The 18,086-nt window shown below is 38.5% G+C and carries 15 protein-coding genes; 5 read left to right on the top strand and 10 right to left on the bottom strand.

Annotated elements, in window-relative coordinates:
• Positions 1-196: 196 nt before the first annotated feature.
• Positions 197-637 carry a hypothetical protein gene (locus tag NSU19_RS17870; protein WP_339197774.1) on the bottom strand — a complete coding sequence of 147 codons (441 nt, stop codon included), beginning with the start codon at positions 635-637 and terminating at the stop codon, positions 197-199.
• A 691-nt stretch (positions 638-1,328) separates the two neighbouring features.
• Here NSU19_RS17870 and NSU19_RS17875 point away from each other — a divergent pair.
• From NSU19_RS17875 to NSU19_RS17885, 3 genes are all read left to right on the top strand, one after another.
• Complete coding sequence (locus tag NSU19_RS17875; protein ID WP_339197777.1) at positions 1,329-2,300, top strand: D-glycerate dehydrogenase; 972 nt, start codon at positions 1,329-1,331, stop codon at positions 2,298-2,300.
• Between the two features lie 486 nt (positions 2,301-2,786).
• Entirely contained in the window at positions 2,787-3,968 is a 1,182-nt protein-coding gene (locus tag NSU19_RS17880) for an IS701 family transposase (protein ID WP_339192808.1), read from the top strand.
• Between the two features lie 314 nt (positions 3,969-4,282).
• Positions 4,283-5,575, top strand: coding sequence for an MFS transporter (locus tag NSU19_RS17885; protein ID WP_063388860.1), 1,293 nt, complete (start codon positions 4,283-4,285; stop codon positions 5,573-5,575).
• Between the two features lie 422 nt (positions 5,576-5,997).
• Here the strand turns inward: NSU19_RS17885 and NSU19_RS17890 are convergent, their stop codons facing one another.
• From NSU19_RS17890 to NSU19_RS17930, 9 genes are all read right to left on the bottom strand, one after another.
• Complete coding sequence (locus NSU19_RS17890) at positions 5,998-6,939, bottom strand: DUF1861 family protein (RefSeq protein ID WP_063388861.1); 942 nt, start codon at positions 6,937-6,939, stop codon at positions 5,998-6,000.
• Positions 6,940-7,195: 256 nt separating this feature from the next.
• Positions 7,196-8,254, bottom strand: coding sequence for a glycoside hydrolase family 130 protein (locus NSU19_RS17895; RefSeq protein ID WP_327848109.1), 1,059 nt, complete (start codon positions 8,252-8,254; stop codon positions 7,196-7,198).
• Positions 8,255-9,368: 1,114 nt separating this feature from the next.
• Complete coding sequence (locus NSU19_RS17900; RefSeq protein WP_066251196.1) at positions 9,369-10,424, bottom strand: galactitol-1-phosphate 5-dehydrogenase; 1,056 nt, start codon at positions 10,422-10,424, stop codon at positions 9,369-9,371.
• A gap of 24 nt (positions 10,425-10,448) precedes the next feature.
• The gene (locus NSU19_RS17905; protein ID WP_066251194.1) at positions 10,449-10,631 is read right to left on the bottom strand and encodes a hypothetical protein; all 183 of its coding nucleotides are present in this window, start codon (positions 10,629-10,631) and stop codon (positions 10,449-10,451) included.
• A gap of 105 nt (positions 10,632-10,736) precedes the next feature.
• Complete coding sequence (locus NSU19_RS17910; RefSeq protein ID WP_063388865.1) at positions 10,737-11,771, bottom strand: zinc-binding dehydrogenase; 1,035 nt, start codon at positions 11,769-11,771, stop codon at positions 10,737-10,739.
• Positions 11,772-11,809: 38 nt separating this feature from the next.
• Complete coding sequence (locus NSU19_RS17915) at positions 11,810-13,072, bottom strand: PTS galactitol transporter subunit IIC (protein WP_063388866.1); 1,263 nt, start codon at positions 13,070-13,072, stop codon at positions 11,810-11,812.
• Positions 13,073-13,117: 45 nt separating this feature from the next.
• Complete coding sequence (locus tag NSU19_RS17920; RefSeq protein ID WP_063388867.1) at positions 13,118-13,402, bottom strand: PTS sugar transporter subunit IIB; 285 nt, start codon at positions 13,400-13,402, stop codon at positions 13,118-13,120.
• Between the two features lies 1 nt (position 13,403).
• Positions 13,404-13,883, bottom strand: a complete 480-nt coding sequence (locus NSU19_RS17925) for a PTS sugar transporter subunit IIA (protein ID WP_082829602.1) — start codon at positions 13,881-13,883, stop codon at positions 13,404-13,406.
• A gap of 34 nt (positions 13,884-13,917) precedes the next feature.
• Positions 13,918-15,969, bottom strand: coding sequence for a BglG family transcription antiterminator (locus tag NSU19_RS17930; RefSeq protein ID WP_339197781.1), 2,052 nt, complete (start codon positions 15,967-15,969; stop codon positions 13,918-13,920).
• A gap of 715 nt (positions 15,970-16,684) precedes the next feature.
• On the opposite strand from NSU19_RS17930, the gene NSU19_RS17935 reads away from it, so the two are divergent.
• Entirely contained in the window at positions 16,685-17,821 is a 1,137-nt protein-coding gene (locus NSU19_RS17935; protein ID WP_094244334.1) for a carbon-nitrogen hydrolase family protein, read from the top strand.
• A gap of 2 nt (positions 17,822-17,823) precedes the next feature.
• Positions 17,824-17,991, top strand: a complete 168-nt coding sequence (locus NSU19_RS17940; protein ID WP_157727840.1) for a hypothetical protein — start codon at positions 17,824-17,826, stop codon at positions 17,989-17,991.
• Positions 17,992-18,086: the final 95 nt, after the last annotated feature.

Here is an 18,086-nt window from a genome sequence, read left to right on the forward strand (position 1 = left end):
CGAAGAGAATTTTTGTTTGGAATTCATGTCTATTATAGTGGCACAAGGACTTAAAATTGAAATCGAGAGAAGACCTCGACTTAACTAGATTAAAAGGCTGGCTTCTTTTCTCAATATTCTACGGTTGTGTTCGCAAAATATTGGGCGGCGGATAGTTTTCATCAACTAAAAAGTGATGAAGAAATATATTTCCTCATCACTTCTTAGTTCCTGTTGTTGCCCATGTCAATTTATACGTAACTTTCTTTTTGGTTCCTTCGTTAACGAGCTTGAATCTGTAACGATCTTTTGGTGAAAATTTCGGTGAATCGAAACGGGTTGTGCCGTTTTTGTTAGCATTGATCGTTTTGATCGTTTTCCAGCTTCCTTTATTATTTTGTTTAATTTGTATATACAGCTTAAATGTTCCTTTTGCTGCACTTGAAGCTTCAATGCGTCCGTATGAGATGGAGACATTTTTTGTGCTGCTCGTCCACTTTTCTTGATAGCTTGGCGTTTCGACATAATTGGTAAAATAGCCGCTTTTGTATTGAAAAAGAGAAAGACCTGCTGCTTTTTTCGGAACTGCTCCAAAACTAGCAAAAGCAAAAAGTATTAAGACAACAGCTATTGCACCTATTATGAAGTTCTTTTTCATTATGAATATTCCTCCTATCCCATCATTATCCAGATTGATTATAATATGGGTGGATCATAAATGCATCCTCCGAATGAACTAACATAATTTAGTAGAAAGAACCGATTTTTGAAAAATAGTATCTTTCAATCTATGAATGACAAATTGCTGCTTCTCAATCAGCACACAGAGGAAAAATTGAAGGTCATGAAATTGCCGAAAACGTATTGAAAAAAACGCATGAAATAGTGCTAAATGTCCAGAAGTCCTGATTACGGAGAAGAGCGCTTTTAGGTTTTAAGTTGTTTTCAGCTGACAGGGACACTACCTAGTGAGAAAATCATCCTTTCAGCAAACAGACAAACTCGTCCAAGACGTTTGAATCGCTGCGCCCATTTATAACTGTGCTCCGACAAACTTGTATTAGATGTTATGAAACTGATCCAAAAGCGGGAAAGCTCGCAGCCTGTATTATTAACGCGCCGTTAAGAGGTAAATTGCAAAATCAACAGAGGTTTTGTGGACAAGCAGCCTTGATAACCTTCTTTGTTTTACTAGATAAATTGGGAAAATCTCCATGCTCAACTTTAGATCGGTCAATCGCTTACTTCCATTTTTCTCACATAAAAGACACCTTTAGAATACGTGCAGCACAATTTCTTCCATAATAGATTCCGCCTTGATGTAAAATATATGTTTGGAGGATAAAAACATGAAACCAAAGGTGATAGTATATAAAAAATTGCCTGAAGATATTTTAAACAGCTTGAAACAAGTATGTGAGATCAAATATTACCCCGACAGTGAAGACTATTCTATATTCTTGCATGACTTACATGACGCTGAAGGGATGATTGGCGCAGGAATGCGAATCGATCAGCATTTTTTAAAGCAAGCTCCAAAATTGCGAATTGTCAGCAATGTTTCGGTTGGATATGACAATTTAGACATTCAGGAATTAACGAAACGAAACATTATGGCAACCAATACACCTGATGTTTTAAATGAAACAACGGCTGATGCAATTTTTGGGCTGCTCCTTATAACAGCTAGAAGAATGGCGGAGTTAGATCGTTACGTAAAAGAAGGCAAATGGGAAGCCCCGATTGGAGAAAATTTATTTGGTGTTGACGTTCATCATAAAACACTTGGGATTATTGGCATGGGGAAAATCGGCACCGCCATTGCCAAAAGAGCACATTTCGGTTTTGGCATGAACATTTTATATCATAACCGATCCCGCAATCAAAAGGCAGAGGAACAATTTCATGCCATCTATTGCGAGCTTGAGGACTTACTAAAACAATCAGACTTTGTCTGCCTTATGACGCCGTTAACATCAGAAACAAAGCATTTAATCGGGCTAAAACAATTTCAATTGATGAAACGAAGCGCCATTTTCATCAACGGTTCAAGGGGCCAGACCGTCAACGAAAAAGACCTTATTTACGCGCTCCAAAACAAACTCATTTTAGGTGCCGGGCTTGATGTATTTGAACAAGAACCTGTCCCGAAAGATCACCCTCTGTTAAAAATGAATAATGTCGTCACATTACCGCATATCGGCTCAGCAACTTATGAAACGCGGTATGCAATGGCAAAACTGGCGACGGAAAATTTAATAAAGGGGCTGAAAGGATTATGTCCGCCCAATTTAATAAATCAAGAAGTGATGCGAAAGTGAATTGCTAATTTCAAACATTGACCATCGGAAACACTCCTTTCCAAAAAATCTTTTCAAAGAAAAAAGCGTTCTCCACGGAGGCGCTTTTTTTCTTTGAAAACATAAAATGTGAGTCCTTAAACTGCTGCTTGCTGAAACCTAGATAAATAATGATTCATTCAAGCCGTTCTAAGGTCAGCCTTTAGCTCCAGGCTGAGGAGGCTCGCACTCTTTTTCAATGGGCTGCTTTTTCTGTTATATTTCATTCGCTGCTGATGATTGTGCTGAAATAATCAAATCGTTTTCTTAAAGCATTCAGCAGTCATGGATGCTAGTTTTTATTTGCAGATCGGACGTTGGATGATCTGCTTTTTTTTACGTATTTACAGTAGATGAGCAAAATCACTAACATAAATTTACATCGAAACAAAAAAGGAGACATGAACCCGATTCCTTGGTTAGAATAGATGTGCCAACAAACCATTCACACAAGGAGGTTCATGTCTCATGAATAGATTAGCACATCATCAAGGAATCCACAAGTTTTTCACGATGTTGGGGTTGGCACTTTATTTTTCAAAACCTGTCATGAAGCATCTCGTTCATATCGTGGATGCGATGATCACGAAAGGCTTTTCTGGAACGTTGACCGATCTTCATCATTGGAGCTTTCACCCCAATCATCGAACGACACTCAGCCATTTTTTCACGAAAAGCCCTTGGGATGAAGAGACGCTGCTTGGCAAACTCCAGCAATGGATGCTTCATCGTGTCGAACGGATCGCCAAACAGAAAAATCAACCCCTTTTTGTTTCGATCGATGATACGATTTGCCAAAAAATCAAGCCTTCGTCACGGGCAACGCACGCCATTCAAGGGTGTGATTGGCACTATTCTCACACAGAGAAAAAGTCGATCTGGGGACATTCTCTTGTTTGGCTCATGGTTCATACGATGACCCAGGCTTTTCCCTTTGCGTTCCGCCTCTACGACAAGGCGGCTGGGAAAAGCAAGGGGGAACTCGCGATCGAGATGCTTTCTTCTTTGGATGTACGCCGTCCCGTTTATGTGCTGATGGATTCGTGGTATCCATCGCAAGCGCTCGTGGAAGCCTGTCTGAAAAAAGGATTTCACGTCATCGCGATGCTCAAAACGAACCGGATTCTCTATCCGAAAGGCATCGCCATCCAAGCCAAACAGTTTGCCCGCTATATCGAACCGAACGACACCCATCTCGTCACGGTGGGAGAAGAGCGTTATCGCGTGTATCGCTACGAGGGATCGCTGAAAGGTCTCGATGATGCCGTTGTGTTGTTGGCTTGGAAAGCCGATCAGCCGATGACACCTGAACATCTTCACTGCGTCTTGAGCACCGACCGGGAGCTAAGCGATGAAGAGATCTTGCGCTACTATGCCCAGCGTTGGTCGATCGAATGCTTTTTTCGACAAGCGAAAGACCAGCTGAAGCTCGATGGGTACCGCGTTCGTCAACGTCGTGCGGTGAAACGGTATTGGATCTTGGTGCAACTCGCTTATGTGTACAGTATGGTCGAGTCCAACCGGGATTTCTCTACTGGGCTTGATCTTCTCCGAACGAAGAAAGGGCATAGTCTCGTCGAGTTCATTTACCATGCAGCGAAGCAAGATATTCCCATTGATGTCGTTAAAAAACAGCTCCATGTGGCATAAGGGGTACTCCGTTTGTCTCTTTTGGTATGGTAATTATTGTTATGAAAATTGCTCATCTACAGGTATTTAGTTAAATAATTCGTGAAATGGAATTTTTTTAAAAAGATACTTTTTACAAAAATGTCATTTATGTTAATATAAAAAAAGATATTTCTATTTTCCGGTCATCAGATGACCTGTTTATCTGTTGTCAGAAAATTTAATAAAATGAAAGGAGGCGGACAAAGCTCTAAATGAACTGAAAGCTTCGTGAAAATGAAAGCGTTTAAACAATTCGATTTTATAACGAAAAATTTGAAGAAGGGGAGAAAGCCATGGTCAAGGGTAAATGGAAAATATTGATTGCCAGTTTAGTAGGAAGTGCGATTGAATGGTTTGACTACTTTCTTTATGGAACAGTTGCATCATTAGTTTTTAACCAATTGTTTTTTGTTAATGAAGACCCTACAGTCGGATTATTAATTGCCTATACTTCTTTTGCTTTAGCGTTTTTCCTCAGACCTGTTGGCGGAATTATTTTCAGCCATATTGGCGACAGGTTAGGAAGAAAGAAAACATTGGTTTTAACCCTTAGCTTAATGGGAATTGCCACATTTGGCATGGGGGTAATGCCTACGTATCAAGTGATCGGAATTTGGGCTCCTATCTTTTTGACTCTGTTGCGTTTCATACAAGGTTTAGCTCTTGGCGGAGAATGGGGAGGCTCTGTTTTACTAGCTGTTGAATATGCTTCAAAAAATAATAGAGGTTTTTTTGGAAGTGTACCTCAAATGGGAATTTCTTTAGGATTGATTTTAGGCACCCTTGCCCTTTCAATTATGTCACTTTTGCCGCATGATCAATTTATGTCATGGGGCTGGCGTGTTCCATTTCTGTTAAGTGCATTGCTTGTAATTTTCGGGCTGTGGATTAGAAAAGGAATTGATGAGACGCCTGCCTTTAAAAAAGCTCAACAAGAAGGAGAGGTTGCTAAAATTCCATTGGTAGACACTCTTCGCTACCATTGGAAAGAGGTTTTAATTGCGATGGGTGCAAAAGTCGTGGAAACTGCACCGTTTTATATATTTGGTACGTTTATTGTATCGTATGCCACTTCAACTTTGAATTTTGATAATACAGATGCATTAAATGCTGTACTGATAGGCTCTATCGTAGCTACAATCGTCATTCCGCTCGTCGGAAGCTTATCAGATCGAATCGGACGAAAAACGATTTATATTAGCGGAATTATACTCACTATTTTATATGCGTTCCCATATTTTTGGATGCTTCAACAAAATTCGGTGTTTTTATTAATTTTAGCAACGGTGATCGGCCTAGGCGTTATTTGGGGATCTGTGAATGCAGTTCTCGGCACAATGATTTCAGAAATTTTTTCGGCCAAAGTTCGATATACGGGAATATCTCTAGGCTATCAGCTTGGGGCTGCAGTTGCCGGAGGGACCGCACCGTTAATTGCAACCGCTTTATTAGTGGAATTTAACAATTCCTACATTCCTGTTGCCATTTATATTATTTTCGCTGCATTGATCAGCTTCATAGCTATTTGGTCTGTAAAAGATGGAGCGAATAGAGAGCTGAATGATAAAGTACAAATAAAGGCTTAAGAAAATTACAAAGCCCAGATTATTCCATTCCATGTGGATAATCTGGGCTTTATTTCTCACCATACTTGGGGTTGTTAATATAAAAATGAATAATTTTTCCATTAATAGGTATAAAAAAGCGAAAACTCTGGTATCGTAATTGTTGACTAGACAAACTAATTTATCAAATCTATGCTGCCATTACCATCTTTTTTATGGTTTCTATGCCTTCTGATGAAGTGCCTGCTGTTTTTCCAACCCAAGCAGCACCTCCATGCATTCTTTGTCCCATTTGCTTTTGGAAAAAATAAAATAAAACTCATCAAAAAGGGGGGATGGATACCGAAACAACGCACATCTTTTCTTTCGTATCCGCCTAGAAACGGGAAGGAAATTTGTCACCCCCGCCTTTTGATAATGAACCTTTTATTTTGCAATCTTCCTTATTTTTCATACTTCACAAACGGATCAGCAATGGTAATTTTTTGCGCTTCTGCATCGCTGGTGCCTACATATAGATCAGCTGTTCCATCCCCTTTTCTGATTAAACCGCCGCTGAAAACTACATTGACAAGGTCAGGCCGCTTGGCAGCGCCTTTCAAAAAATGGGATCTCGTTGCAATGAGTTCCATATCAGAAAATTTCATTGTATCAGGATCTAATACAAACACCATCGGATAATAATGGCGGTTCCCTTGTTCATCTTTGCTTGCTATATGTCCGAGCACACCAATCAGACCGTTAGAAAGCAAATGCAGTTCGTTTGCTCCTCCCCATTCTTCATCCGTAAATTGGCCCTCTAAAAGCGTGGCTTTTTCGAGATTTTCGGGATTAAGATCATCAAGAGTCGGTATTCGGATAAACCCAATTTTGCCGAGACCGCCTTTCTCGCCTTGAGGCCTTGTCAACACTCCAATTGATCCGTCTTTTAATTCAATCACTCTGATATCCTTCATGCCTTCAGGACCTTTAGCGAATTTTTCTAAATCTGCAATATTTTTCCCTTTATAAAAAAGCGTTCTCCACCAAAGTGAGCTTTTAAAAGTGGGATGCGGAAAAATTTCAACTCCGCCAAAAACTAAATCTCCGCCAATTCTCGTCACGAACGGATCCTGCAGCTGAAATTTCGGCGCTCCTTCTTTCGGAATCCACTTTCCATCCCGATTTACAAAGAAATATACTTCTGAATGCTCGCTGTTTCGAGGCTCTACTCTACCAGCTATGACAAGTTCCCCATCATCTAAAAACGGCGCCGAGATATTATATACGTCCCTATTTCCTACACCTTTGAAAATTAACTTTTGTGGATTGATCGGCTGAGGAGCATTTTCAAATTCTTTTAGCAGCTTAGCGCTTGACTTAATGCCCGTTTTCTCCAACCGCACAAAAGCTCCCTCCACACTTTTGCATTTCTGTTTCTAGCAAAGATTTTCTGATGTTTTATCATATTCAATTCCAATGATGCTTGACAATGATGTGTAACGGGGGAAAAATATTTTACAAATGGATTCATCATATTATTTACCTTTTCAAAAGAATTCTTTTAATTATTTTACATAACAAAAGTATTTCGTCAATTATATCATTTACAAAGATCAGCAAATTATTTATATGCCCTGCCCTATTTCAAATAAAACATTTTCAAAGTTTTTCCATTATTTCTTCAAGAGAAATTTCCGCACCTGCAACCGATTGATCCGATGCACCATAATAAATCCGAACTGTACCATTTTCCGTCAAAGCTCCGCATGTAAATACAACTTGACCGAAGAATCCGTTCATTTCATAATCCGCTTCAGGCTTTAAAATGGGTTCCTCCGTCTTAGCTAACATTTTCCCAGGATCATTCAAGTCTAGAAGCAAAGCACCTAAAGAATAGCAGTCGTTTTGATCAGCGCCATGATAAATAGCCAACCAGCCTCTATCGGTTTTAAACGGAACTGCTCCCCCGCCAATGCGGCAGCTGTCCCATCCTTTTTCGCTAAGACTAAGCAAATGCCGATGATTTCCCCAATATAAAAGATTGTCCGATTCAGCAATCCATATTTCCGGTCTGCCGATTCCTTTCGGTACAGGTCGATGCAGCGCATAGTACTTGCCATTAATTTTTTCAGGAAAAATGGCCACATCTTTGTTTTCAGGATGAAAAATTAACCCTAGCCGCCTGCATGTTTTAAAATCAGTTGTTGAGGCAAGCCCCACTCCAATGCCTTCAGGCGACACTGCGCTGTACTGAATGTAAAAAGATGCACCAATCTTAGTAATTCTTGGGTCTTCAATTCCCCATGCTTCACGTTCAGTTTCCGGATACATGAAAGGTTTATCATCAATGGTGAAATTCCGTCCGTCTTTGCTGCGGGCAAGTCGAAAATAAGATAAAGATGTGACATAGGCAGCTCTATGCATGGAATCACTGTAAAAAATCATTCTTGGGTCAGAAAAATCATATCTTTTGTCATTTTTTTGCAATTCCATCTCTTTCAGCTTTCCTTTTCCTGAAGAAAAATCGATATAAGAAATTTTCACGACATTTGGATCAGTACAGACAGGACGTTCAGCAACGCGCAGCAATAAAAGCACTTCGCCGTTCAACTGGGCAACACCAGCATTAAAAACTCCTATTACTTCATGTCCACGGTGAAAAGGTTTTACATCGTCCGGAGCAATCAGTGGATTTTCTGGAAAACGAAAAACTTTCACAACCAATGCCTCCTGTTTTAAAAAAATCTAGGAAGTTTTTTGAATTGCCATGTTATTTTTCTTCAATGTCCCCTTTTCAATTCCTGTTACCAATTGTGATCGAATGTTAAACAATCCATGATCAACGTTTGAATTATCTATCCAAAGAACATCTCATTCATGCCGCATCGCTAATATAAATATTCAGAATAAAAATCAAGGTTGATATGGCAATTTTCAATCAAAGGTAAGAGTTAAAGCATGAAATCCAGCTGTCCAAAAATCCACAAACACCTCTTGAATGGATTGGCAAGGCAAAACGCAGCACTTATGTATTGAAAGATGAGCCATTATTTTTATGGTGACAAAACAAACGAAAGATTGACATACTGCATAATGACAGGGATGGTTATCAAGGAGTGTACAGAGCAAATTCAAACAAAATTCTCTATATAAAAATGACAGTCCGATGGGTTCCTAAAATGAAGGATTGGGGAGGAATACTACTGTGAAGGACAAAAATAATCGAATAAAATTTGTAAATGTCCTTCATAGAGGCAATGAAGTCCAACAAGAAGCAATTGTATGTGCTGAATGTCCATCATAAAACTTTTGAAGAACGTAATTCAGAAAGAGAACATCAGAAAAATCCTTCATAAGACTTCTGAAGGATTAAACAAGATAGGAAAAAATGGTTTGTCCGATAAATCCCTAAAATGAAGTGGCGCCAAAAAGTCAGTTAACTTGGGCACCTCTCCAACGGAATATTTTGACTGTACCAAATGAATGGCTCCAAAAAGTCAGTTAACCCTGACTTTTTGGACAGCCCTACCATCTAAGCGTCTATTCATTTCGATTTTTTCCACCTTAGTCTGTCTTAAAAACGCTTGGCAGACAAGGAACTGATCTTTAGGGAAGATGCGAATCGAACCAAAAAAGTTCATGAGCGGACGAGGCCAGTGACGCTGGATGAAAGCATTCGCCGACAGTCTGAATGCCTCCCAAATAAGGAAGGCTAGACTTTGTTCAGCTGTTTTTATTCATTTGTATATTTTGCAAATGAAGCTCCAAGCAGGTAACAATAGTTCAAATGGCAAGAATAAGCTTTCCGCATAGCTCAAACAGCGGCTGAAAATTAAAGCCTAATTTCCGGATAAAACAATACTTTGCCGATGAACTCTTTTTTTTCTAAAATTTTTTCAAACATTTTCGGTCCTTCCTCTAACGTGATGCGATGTGTGATCAGCGCCTCAGCGTTTATTTTTCCGGTTCTCATACAATCGATGGTCGTTTTCCATTCTTTTCCCGGAAACGGAGACGATATGGCATTCCAAGATCCTAATACGGTTAATTCGTTTCGGACGATTTTTTCAAAGTAAAATCTTTCGACTAGGACGTCTCCGTATGGAATTCCCATAAATACAACCTGCCCTCTCTTTTTCGCTAATGAAAAAACTTGGGCGGAAGTTACAGGGGATCCCGCTGATTCTACAGCAATGTCTACTCCTTTTCCATTCGTCAGCTCCATGATTTGATCATATGCCGATTTTTCAAGAGGATTAATCGTAAAATCCGCTCCCATTTCTTTGGCAATATTTAATTTCTGATCATCGATATCAATCGCAAAGATTTCACTTGCTCCAAAAATTTTTGCCCATTGGACTGCGAGAAGCCCGATAGTTCCGCATCCCATGACAGCAACGCTGTCACCCGGCTGCAACGATGTCCGGTAAAGCCCGTGTACGACAACGGATGACGGCTCAATCAAAGCAGCGGAGTCATAGCTTATCTCGTCCGGTATTAAAAGCACATTTTCACTAGGCAATTTCACATATTCGGCAAAGGATCCCGGCTGTAAGGCTCCAATAACATGCAAGCTTTCACATTGGGACAAAATCCCTTTTTTGCAGCTTTCACATTTACCGCAATATAAAGCAGGACAGCCGACAACCCTGTCTCCTGCTTTTACATGAGAGACAGAAGGACCAACTTCTACCACTTCACCGGAAAATTCATGTCCCCAAATCATCCCTTGTACGTAAGGTCCCAGTTTTGCATATCTTGAAATGTCTGAACCGCATATGCCTGTTGCTTTTACTTTAATGATCACGTCGTTCTCATTTTCTATCCTTGGTTCACTAGCATCCTCGAACCGCAGATCTCGTTTTCCGTAAAGTTTTAGTGCTTTCATTTCCTATTCCCTTTCCCGCATGGTTTAATTTTCGTTATGAACCTTCATATCTTGCTCCGAACGAACACCTTTAGATTTATTTTTGAAAAGCTTGTAAAATGCAACTGCCAACACGATTGAATTTATGATAAATTGATGTTCAATATAAAAATCGCTGACCATTCTCCCATACGGTCCAAGAATAAAATCTATGATGCTCTCAATCATTTTTTCACCTTCTTATTGACATGTTTGTCAATACTTTACTTCTTCCCCTTTGCCAAGACTTACATGAGACATATCCCCACCTGCTATGCGGTGGGGAACAACTGATTATTCATGAACAGGAGTTAAAATAACTTTAATTGCATCGCCGCTTTTAATTGCTTCGTATGCTTTATCCCATTCAGAAATGTTGAATTGATGTGTTACAAGTGTTTTAGTATTTACTCTATTTTCATTCATCAAGGCTAAAGACGGCTCCCAATCGCTTGGTTTTTGACTGCGAGATCCGGTAAATACAATTTCTTTTTGAATAATTTTTTCCATATCAATAGGGATTTCAGATTTTGCATAAATGCCAACCTGTACAAATTGGCCTTTCTTTTTCAATAAATCGAGCCCCATGTTCAAAGCAGGTACAGCACCGGTACATTCAAATACTGCGTCTACACCGTAGCCATCCGTCAATTCATTGACTAATTGTTTGACGTCTTCTTCTTGAATGTTTACGGCATAATCCAGTCCAAGCTCTTTTGCCTTTTCCAGCCGCAGCTTGTCATTGCTTAATCCGGTTATGATAACTTTAGCTCCTAAATCTTTTACGACTTGAGCGACTAATAAACCAATCGGACCGGGGCCGAGTACTAAAACGACATCACCTTGATGAATCGTAGCTTTCTTAACTGCATGATGTGCACATGCAAGCGGCTCCGTCATCGCTGCAGATAGAAAATCTACATTTTCAGGAAGCTTATGAACACTTTCTTTACGTGCAATCAAATAGGTTGCAAAGCTTCCATCTTGCTGCGTGCCCAGCCCTTTTCTGTTGCTGCATAAATTGTAATCACCGGACTGACAGTATTTACATGTTCCGCATATATAATAAGTAGTTTCAGAGGTTACCCGATCTCCTACCTGAAATTCAGTTACATTCTCCCCGACTTCTGCTACTACACCGGAAAATTCATGGCCTAACGTAACGGGGGCTTTCACTTTGTAATGTCCTTCATACGTATGAATGTCCGTACCGCATATTCCGCTGTATTTCACTAAAATTTTGACTTGATCCGGTCCGACTTTCGGTTCTTCCACATCTACTATTTCCAAGTTCCCAAATCCTAGTTCTTTTTTTACTAAAGCTTTCATTTCTTTATCCCTCCAGCAAGCTGCAATATTGGAGACTATTAATTGAATAGCGCAAAAATTCTATAGATGACGTAATTGATCAGATTTCCACCTTGGTCGATACTAGAGATTTTGCTCGCTCCTTCAGGCATGTTAAATTTAGATTCTACAGCCATCTCAGTATGGAGCGCCGCCAAATCTGTCGCCATGTACAGTGACAGGGCGATTAACAACGTACCAACGATTACCGAATGAACAATGTTTCCTCTTGCAGCACCGACAATAAATGCAACAATGAAAGGAATGGTAGCTAAGTCCCCAAACGGAAGAACGTTATTTCCAGGTAAAATAATGGCGATTGCTACTGTGATCGGTACTAAAATAAGAGCTGTTGAAATTACGGACGGGTGACCAATTGCAACGGCAGCATCTAGCCCGATATAAATATTTTGTGCGCCGAATTTCTTTTGAAGCAGTTCTCTAGCTGATTCAGAAATCGGCATTAAACCTTCCATTAAAATTTTCACCATTCTCGGCATTAACACCATAACTGCTGCCATAGACATCCCGATTTCGATCGTATCTCCGACAGAATATCCAGCCAATAATCCTAATGCGACACCTAAAATTAGCCCCATAAAGATCGGTTCACCAAAGATCCCAAATCTTTTTTGAATCGTTTCCGGATCAGCATTTAAATTTTTAAGACCTGGTATTTTTTGAATCAATTGGATCAATGGGATACCAAGAACTGCGTATGAAACCGTGCTTCCCGTTGCAACAGAAATTCCCGGAAGCCCGAAATATTTATCAAGCATCGGAGCTGTCCAATCTGCAATTTTCAAGCAAGCAATTTGGAATAATACCGCGGCAATTAAGCCTTGAATAATACTGCCTGATAACGTATATACAATTGCACCGGTAAAAGTGTAATGCCAAAAATTCCAAATATCTACATTCATTGTTTTTGTCGTTTTTGTCACAAGCATCAAAACATTTACTAACAATCCGAGAGGAATGATAAAGGCTGCAATTGGGGAGGCCCAAGAAATCGATGCAGCAGCCGGCCAACCTACATCAATAACATTCAGTTCGATTCCAAATCGATCAACCATTCCTTGAGCTGCCGGCCCTAGATTATTGACTAAAAGATCAACTACTAAGAAAATCCCTACGAATGCAACACCAATCGTCAAACCGGCCCGAAAGGCTTTTCCGGGTTTTTGTCCGAAAATTAACCCTAGTATAAAAATCGCCACGGGCAAAATAACTGTTGCACCTAAATCTAAAAATGCTCGTATCGCATCAACAAAACCTTGCATATTTTTCCCCTCCTTAAACCCCTACCAAAATAATCAAACGTTTGTTTAATTTTTCAGCGCTTCCAAAATTTCTTTTTTCACTTCATCCAGTCCAATGCCTGTTAAGAAAGCGCGTGCATTAATAACCGGGAACGGGTACTCCTGCTGTACAATTGTTGTACTAATTAATAAGTCAGCCGTGTCCACATAAGAACCAACTTCTGTAATTTTTATTTGAATAATTTCACATTCAATGTTATGTTCTTTGCAAAGCTGTTGCACCGCATCATTAACAATAGTTGAAGTAGCAATTCCAGCACCACATGCGACTAATACTTGTTTTTTCTTCATTTCAATTCATCTCCTTTAAATCTAAACATTCTATAATTTTTGTTTTGATTAATGTTTTATTTTTTTCTGTTGTTAAAAACTTGATGACATCCTCGTTTTGAAAGATGCTTATCAGTTTTTGCAAAATTTTCAAATGAGAATTTTGCTTGTCGATCGCTAATAAAAACACAATTTTTACCGGAGTTTTTGCCTCCTGCTCCCCCATGATTCCAAACTCAACAGCGTCTTTTAGTATCGCCAAGCTGATCGCCTTTTTATTGACATGAACGGAATCCGTATGGGGAATGGCGACAGATATATTACTGGAAGTTGGGAGACCGGTCGGAAAGGTTTTTTCCCTCTCAATAATTGCATCTATAAAACTCTCTTTTACAAAGTTTTTTTCGTAAAGATGGTTTCCCATTACTTTCAAAACTTCTTCCTGATCCTTCGCTTTTAAGTCGCAAAAAATCAAAGATTCATCAAAATGCAAATCAATCACTGGTATATCACCTACTCCATTAATAAAAGAGCTTTTATTCTTGTGCATATAATTTCAGAACTTCATGTAAGTCTTTCATGCTTTGTGCGTTCAATACTTTATTCAAATCCTGTTCATTTCTCACTAAATTCATTAATTGCATGAATGCTTTTAAATGTTGATCTTTATCTAAAGCTGCAATCACAATGATTAACTTAATGGACTGATAGTTTTCAAAGGCTACTCCTTTTCGCAATTTCAATAAGCTCATCGATAAACGATTTACTCCTTCATCAGGTGAAGCATGTGGAATAGCTACATGTTCACTGATGACAAAATAAGGATCTGATTGGCAATGTTTGATCATTGCTTCAACATATTGTTCTTTAATGCTTTTATCCTTCAGCAAAGGCTGGGCCGCCAGTTTAATCGCTTCTTCCCAACTACGAACCGAATGGCGGAATATTATCGTTGAAGGAGTAATTAAATCGCATAAATTCGGATTTTTAATAGAATGATTTTCTAACTTGTTGTTAGAGCCTTGGTGAATATAGCTTTGAATCGCATTGTAAAGCTCTTTTTTATTTTTAATGACAGCATGCTTTTCAATAATTCCCATTAATTCTTCAACATTTATTACTTCAGGTACAAACCCATATAAGTCAGACATCACTTCTTTTCGCAATCGTCTTTTTTCTTCAGCACCAATAAAATGATCTACAAGGAAGAACTTTTTATTTGTTTTCAAATAAACTGGAGAAAAGACAATGTCATAATCCATTTCATATTGTTGGAATTCGCGCACAGACAATGAATCAAGAAAAATAAATTCAGGAAACAGTTCTCTTAGCGTCCCATACATCAATCTGGAAACTGATATTCCTTTTGGGCAGACAACTATGGCTTTCATTCTTTGGCTAATATTGTCGCCCTGCCTGGAAAGCCACCCGCCGATTAAAATTGTTAAATAAGCAATCTCACTTTCCGGAATAGCTGAACCGATTAAATCTTCCAGCGGTTTAACCGATTTTTTAACAAGATGATGCAATTCCTTGAAATTTTTATTGATATCATCAAGAACATCATTTGTATCAGTTAAATTGTATTTAATTCGAAAATAGGCGGGCTTCATATGAAGGACGAGCTTTTGAAGAAGCTGCTCTTTATCCTTCAAAAAAATGAACGTATTTTTTTCAAAGTTGTCGATCACTTGACTTAGCGCGCTTTTTAATTCAGGAATTTCTTTATCAATCTCCTCTTTAGACCAATAAACATTCGTTGTCAGCAAATTCAGAGTAATAAAGAGCCGTTCTTCCTCTGAAACATTTGGAAAATCATGCAAAAGTTCTTCCGTTGCCAAGTATTCTTTTGTGCCGGAAATCTCATTATAATTAAGGTTAAAAGAACCGATATGATGGCCTTTCCGTATTCTTCTTAAAATAAAAATTAAAATATAAGGCATTAACTCAAGTTTTTCGTCTGTAAATTTCAGATTTAACGATGCCTCCACTTTTTCGAGGCGATTTTTAAATTCCTCTAACTCATCTACAGATAATTGCGAAATCTGAATGATCTTTTCTTTTCCTTGATCTGCTGTCCAGATGCTGTTCGTGATAGAGATTAACAGTTTCCGGCATTGAAATTCGTCTCCCTCAATGACGTATCCATATTTTCTTGAATACTTGTATTCAAGGCCGTGTTGTTCGACAATATCCTTTACTTTTTTCAAATCGTCAATAACGGTATTCTTGCTCACTTTTAGTTCAGATGTGAAATGAGCCAACGATAAGGCATCCATTCTCGTTAAAATCATCAATATAATGAAATGGACGCGCTGCAGTTTCGATAAATCATAAAAATCGACTGATTGAGTATTTTCCTTTTCACTCAATACTTTTAGTAAACTCGGATCTACAACAAAATAGCCGTGATTTGTCCTTTCAATCTGAGGGAAATTTTGTTCATAAAGCCAATCATTGATCTTGGAAAAACTATAATTGATCTGTCTCTTGCTCAAGTTGAATTTTTGAGCAAGTTCATTGCTACTAATGTTTGGATTTTTGATTACTTCTTTCAAAAGACAATTGCTTCGAATGTCTAGTAGCATTTGTACCTCCTTTCTAAGCACAATTTTAGGCCACTTTTCCTAAAATTGATTACGCTTTCATTCCTTTTTTTGAATTTTCGCTTTACAATTTTGGGATGAACTGATCTGTTCTCGTTATTATCAAATATTAAGGACACCTTCTGAACGAATGACATCCTCCTTCTGATAAGTCTCATTTTCAGGCATTAAGGCAGTCCGAAATGGATGCTGCATCAAGTAAATGGATTTAAATCCAATTACTTATTTAATTTATCTATAGACTTCCCAACAAGGATTTAGAATATAAAGAAGTACAAGGTCAAAGATCTTACCCAGTCGCTTGTAATCAACAGCGACGAAAAAACTGTCCATCCGGAAAAGATAAGACGGGATTCGTTTGACACTTACTGTAAAATCGAATGTCCTTGGATGTACGAGCTCTTCTTAACCGTCTTGTTAGGAATCAGCTAATATACTAACACAATTACATAATGTTATTTATAATTTCATAAAAGAAACATAATGAAAAATATTTAAAATTTTATCTAAATTTTAAAATATAATTATAAAAAATCCATATTTTATCATAAATTAAGGAAAGATGTATGAAATCATAATACAAATTCTTATTATTCATTCGTATAAAAAACGTCATTTTTTTATTGAACTCAAATGAAATTTACTGTATATTCTAATTATTCTTATAATTAAAAATTCTATGGGGTGGGATTAGCTGATGAGCGATTTTTCAAATGAGAAATTCACGGTTGCTGCCGTACAAGCCTCTTCGATTTTATATGACAGGGAAAAATGCTTGGAAAAAGCTATTTCGTTAATTGAAGAATCCGCGAAACAAGGGGCTCAATTAGTTGTATTGCCTGAGTCTTATATTCCTGGCTATCCGTATCACATCTGGTTAGGAACACCAATGTGGTATCATGAACTATTTAAGGAATGGTTTCTCAATTCTGTAGAAGTACCTAGTAAAACAACTGATGCTTTATGTGAAGCTGCACGAAAACATAATATACATGTCGTTATTGGTATTTCAGAGCGAGATGGCAAAACATGCTATAACACAATTTTATTTATTGATAATAAAGGGAAAATTTTTGGCAAACACAGGAAATTGATGCCGACTCATGTTGAGCGTGTTCATTGGGGCATGGGAGATGGAAGTTATCTAAATGTTTATGACACAGAGCTGGGACGAATGAGCGGGCTGGTCTGCTGGGAGCATACTATGGATTTGGTACGTCATTCCCTTATCGCACAACGCTCCCAGCTGCATTGTGCCGTATGGGTAGGATTTTCAAGTATAACGGGTTGGGATACATTATTTGATATGTCTACTGAACTATCTGCGCGTTATCATGCTCAAGTAGGCGGATGTTTTGTTATCAATTGTCAAAGTACAGTCGACAAGGACAATGTGGAAAAGTTAACACAGACTGAATATCAAAAAGAGTGGATAAAGCCTGGAGGGGGCTGGACGGCGATTATCGCACCCGGTGGTTCCATATTATCCGGTCCTTTAAAAGGAAAGGAAGGTATTTTGTACGCTGAAGTTGATATGAAATTAATTGCTGATATGGCACATTGGCACGATGCCATCGGACATTATTCACGACCTGATGTGACTAGTCTTCTGTTAAACCGCGAGCCTTATAAAGTGCTCCGAGATATGAACAATGCCAATAACATTAGTAATCCGAAGAATGGAAGTGGTCATGATCAACAATCTGTTGATCAAATAATGAACTTGTTAAAGCAATTAGAACAAAATCTTCGAAGCAGTGAATCAGATGAGCTCAGCAGAAGATTATCAGAAATTCAGCGCGAAGCCGTTCATGCATTTACAAGGGGGAATTAACCATGTGTCTTTGTTCTTTCGGTCCGAATTCTGGTGTTCACACTTATGATGTGACAAAATCAAAAGTAACGTATTTCAAATATAATATCAATGATCGTACTTTAGTTACGAACAAACAAGAGCAAGCAGATAGTGAAGCGTTGCCTAAGGGAAAAAGTCAATCATTATAAGCATATGCAACAAAAACTCCCTTGTTTTTCTCGAAACTAGGGAGTTCTGAATGACAGAAATATAGCCAATTTTTCAAACGAACGAACATTCGTCT

This window comes from Aeribacillus sp. FSL k6-2211 (assembly GCF_037966125.1).
GTDB lineage: Bacteria > Bacillota > Bacilli > Bacillales > Aeribacillaceae > Aeribacillus > Aeribacillus composti.

Coding starts and splice junctions, on each gene's coding strand:
- NSU19_RS17870 (WP_339197774.1), bottom strand. CDS start 637: ATGAAAAAGAACTTCATAATAGGTGCAATAGCTGTTGTCTTAATACTT.
- NSU19_RS17875 (WP_339197777.1), top strand. CDS start 1,329: ATGAAACCAAAGGTGATAGTATATAAAAAATTGCCTGAAGATATTTTA.
- NSU19_RS17880 (WP_339192808.1), top strand. CDS start 2,787: ATGAATAGATTAGCACATCATCAAGGAATCCACAAGTTTTTCACGATG.
- NSU19_RS17885 (WP_063388860.1), top strand. CDS start 4,283: ATGGTCAAGGGTAAATGGAAAATATTGATTGCCAGTTTAGTAGGAAGT.
- NSU19_RS17900 (WP_066251196.1), bottom strand. CDS start 10,424: ATGAAAGCACTAAAACTTTACGGAAAACGAGATCTGCGGTTCGAGGAT.
- NSU19_RS17905 (WP_066251194.1), bottom strand. CDS start 10,631: ATGATTGAGAGCATCATAGATTTTATTCTTGGACCGTATGGGAGAATG.
- NSU19_RS17910 (WP_063388865.1), bottom strand. CDS start 11,771: ATGAAAGCTTTAGTAAAAAAAGAACTAGGATTTGGGAACTTGGAAATA.
- NSU19_RS17915 (WP_063388866.1), bottom strand. CDS start 13,072: ATGCAAGGTTTTGTTGATGCGATACGAGCATTTTTAGATTTAGGTGCA.
- NSU19_RS17920 (WP_063388867.1), bottom strand. CDS start 13,402: ATGAAGAAAAAACAAGTATTAGTCGCATGTGGTGCTGGAATTGCTACT.
- NSU19_RS17930 (WP_339197781.1), bottom strand. CDS start 15,969: ATGCTACTAGACATTCGAAGCAATTGTCTTTTGAAAGAAGTAATCAAA.
- NSU19_RS17935 (WP_094244334.1), top strand. CDS start 16,685: ATGAGCGATTTTTCAAATGAGAAATTCACGGTTGCTGCCGTACAAGCC.
- NSU19_RS17940 (WP_157727840.1), top strand. CDS start 17,824: ATGTGTCTTTGTTCTTTCGGTCCGAATTCTGGTGTTCACACTTATGAT.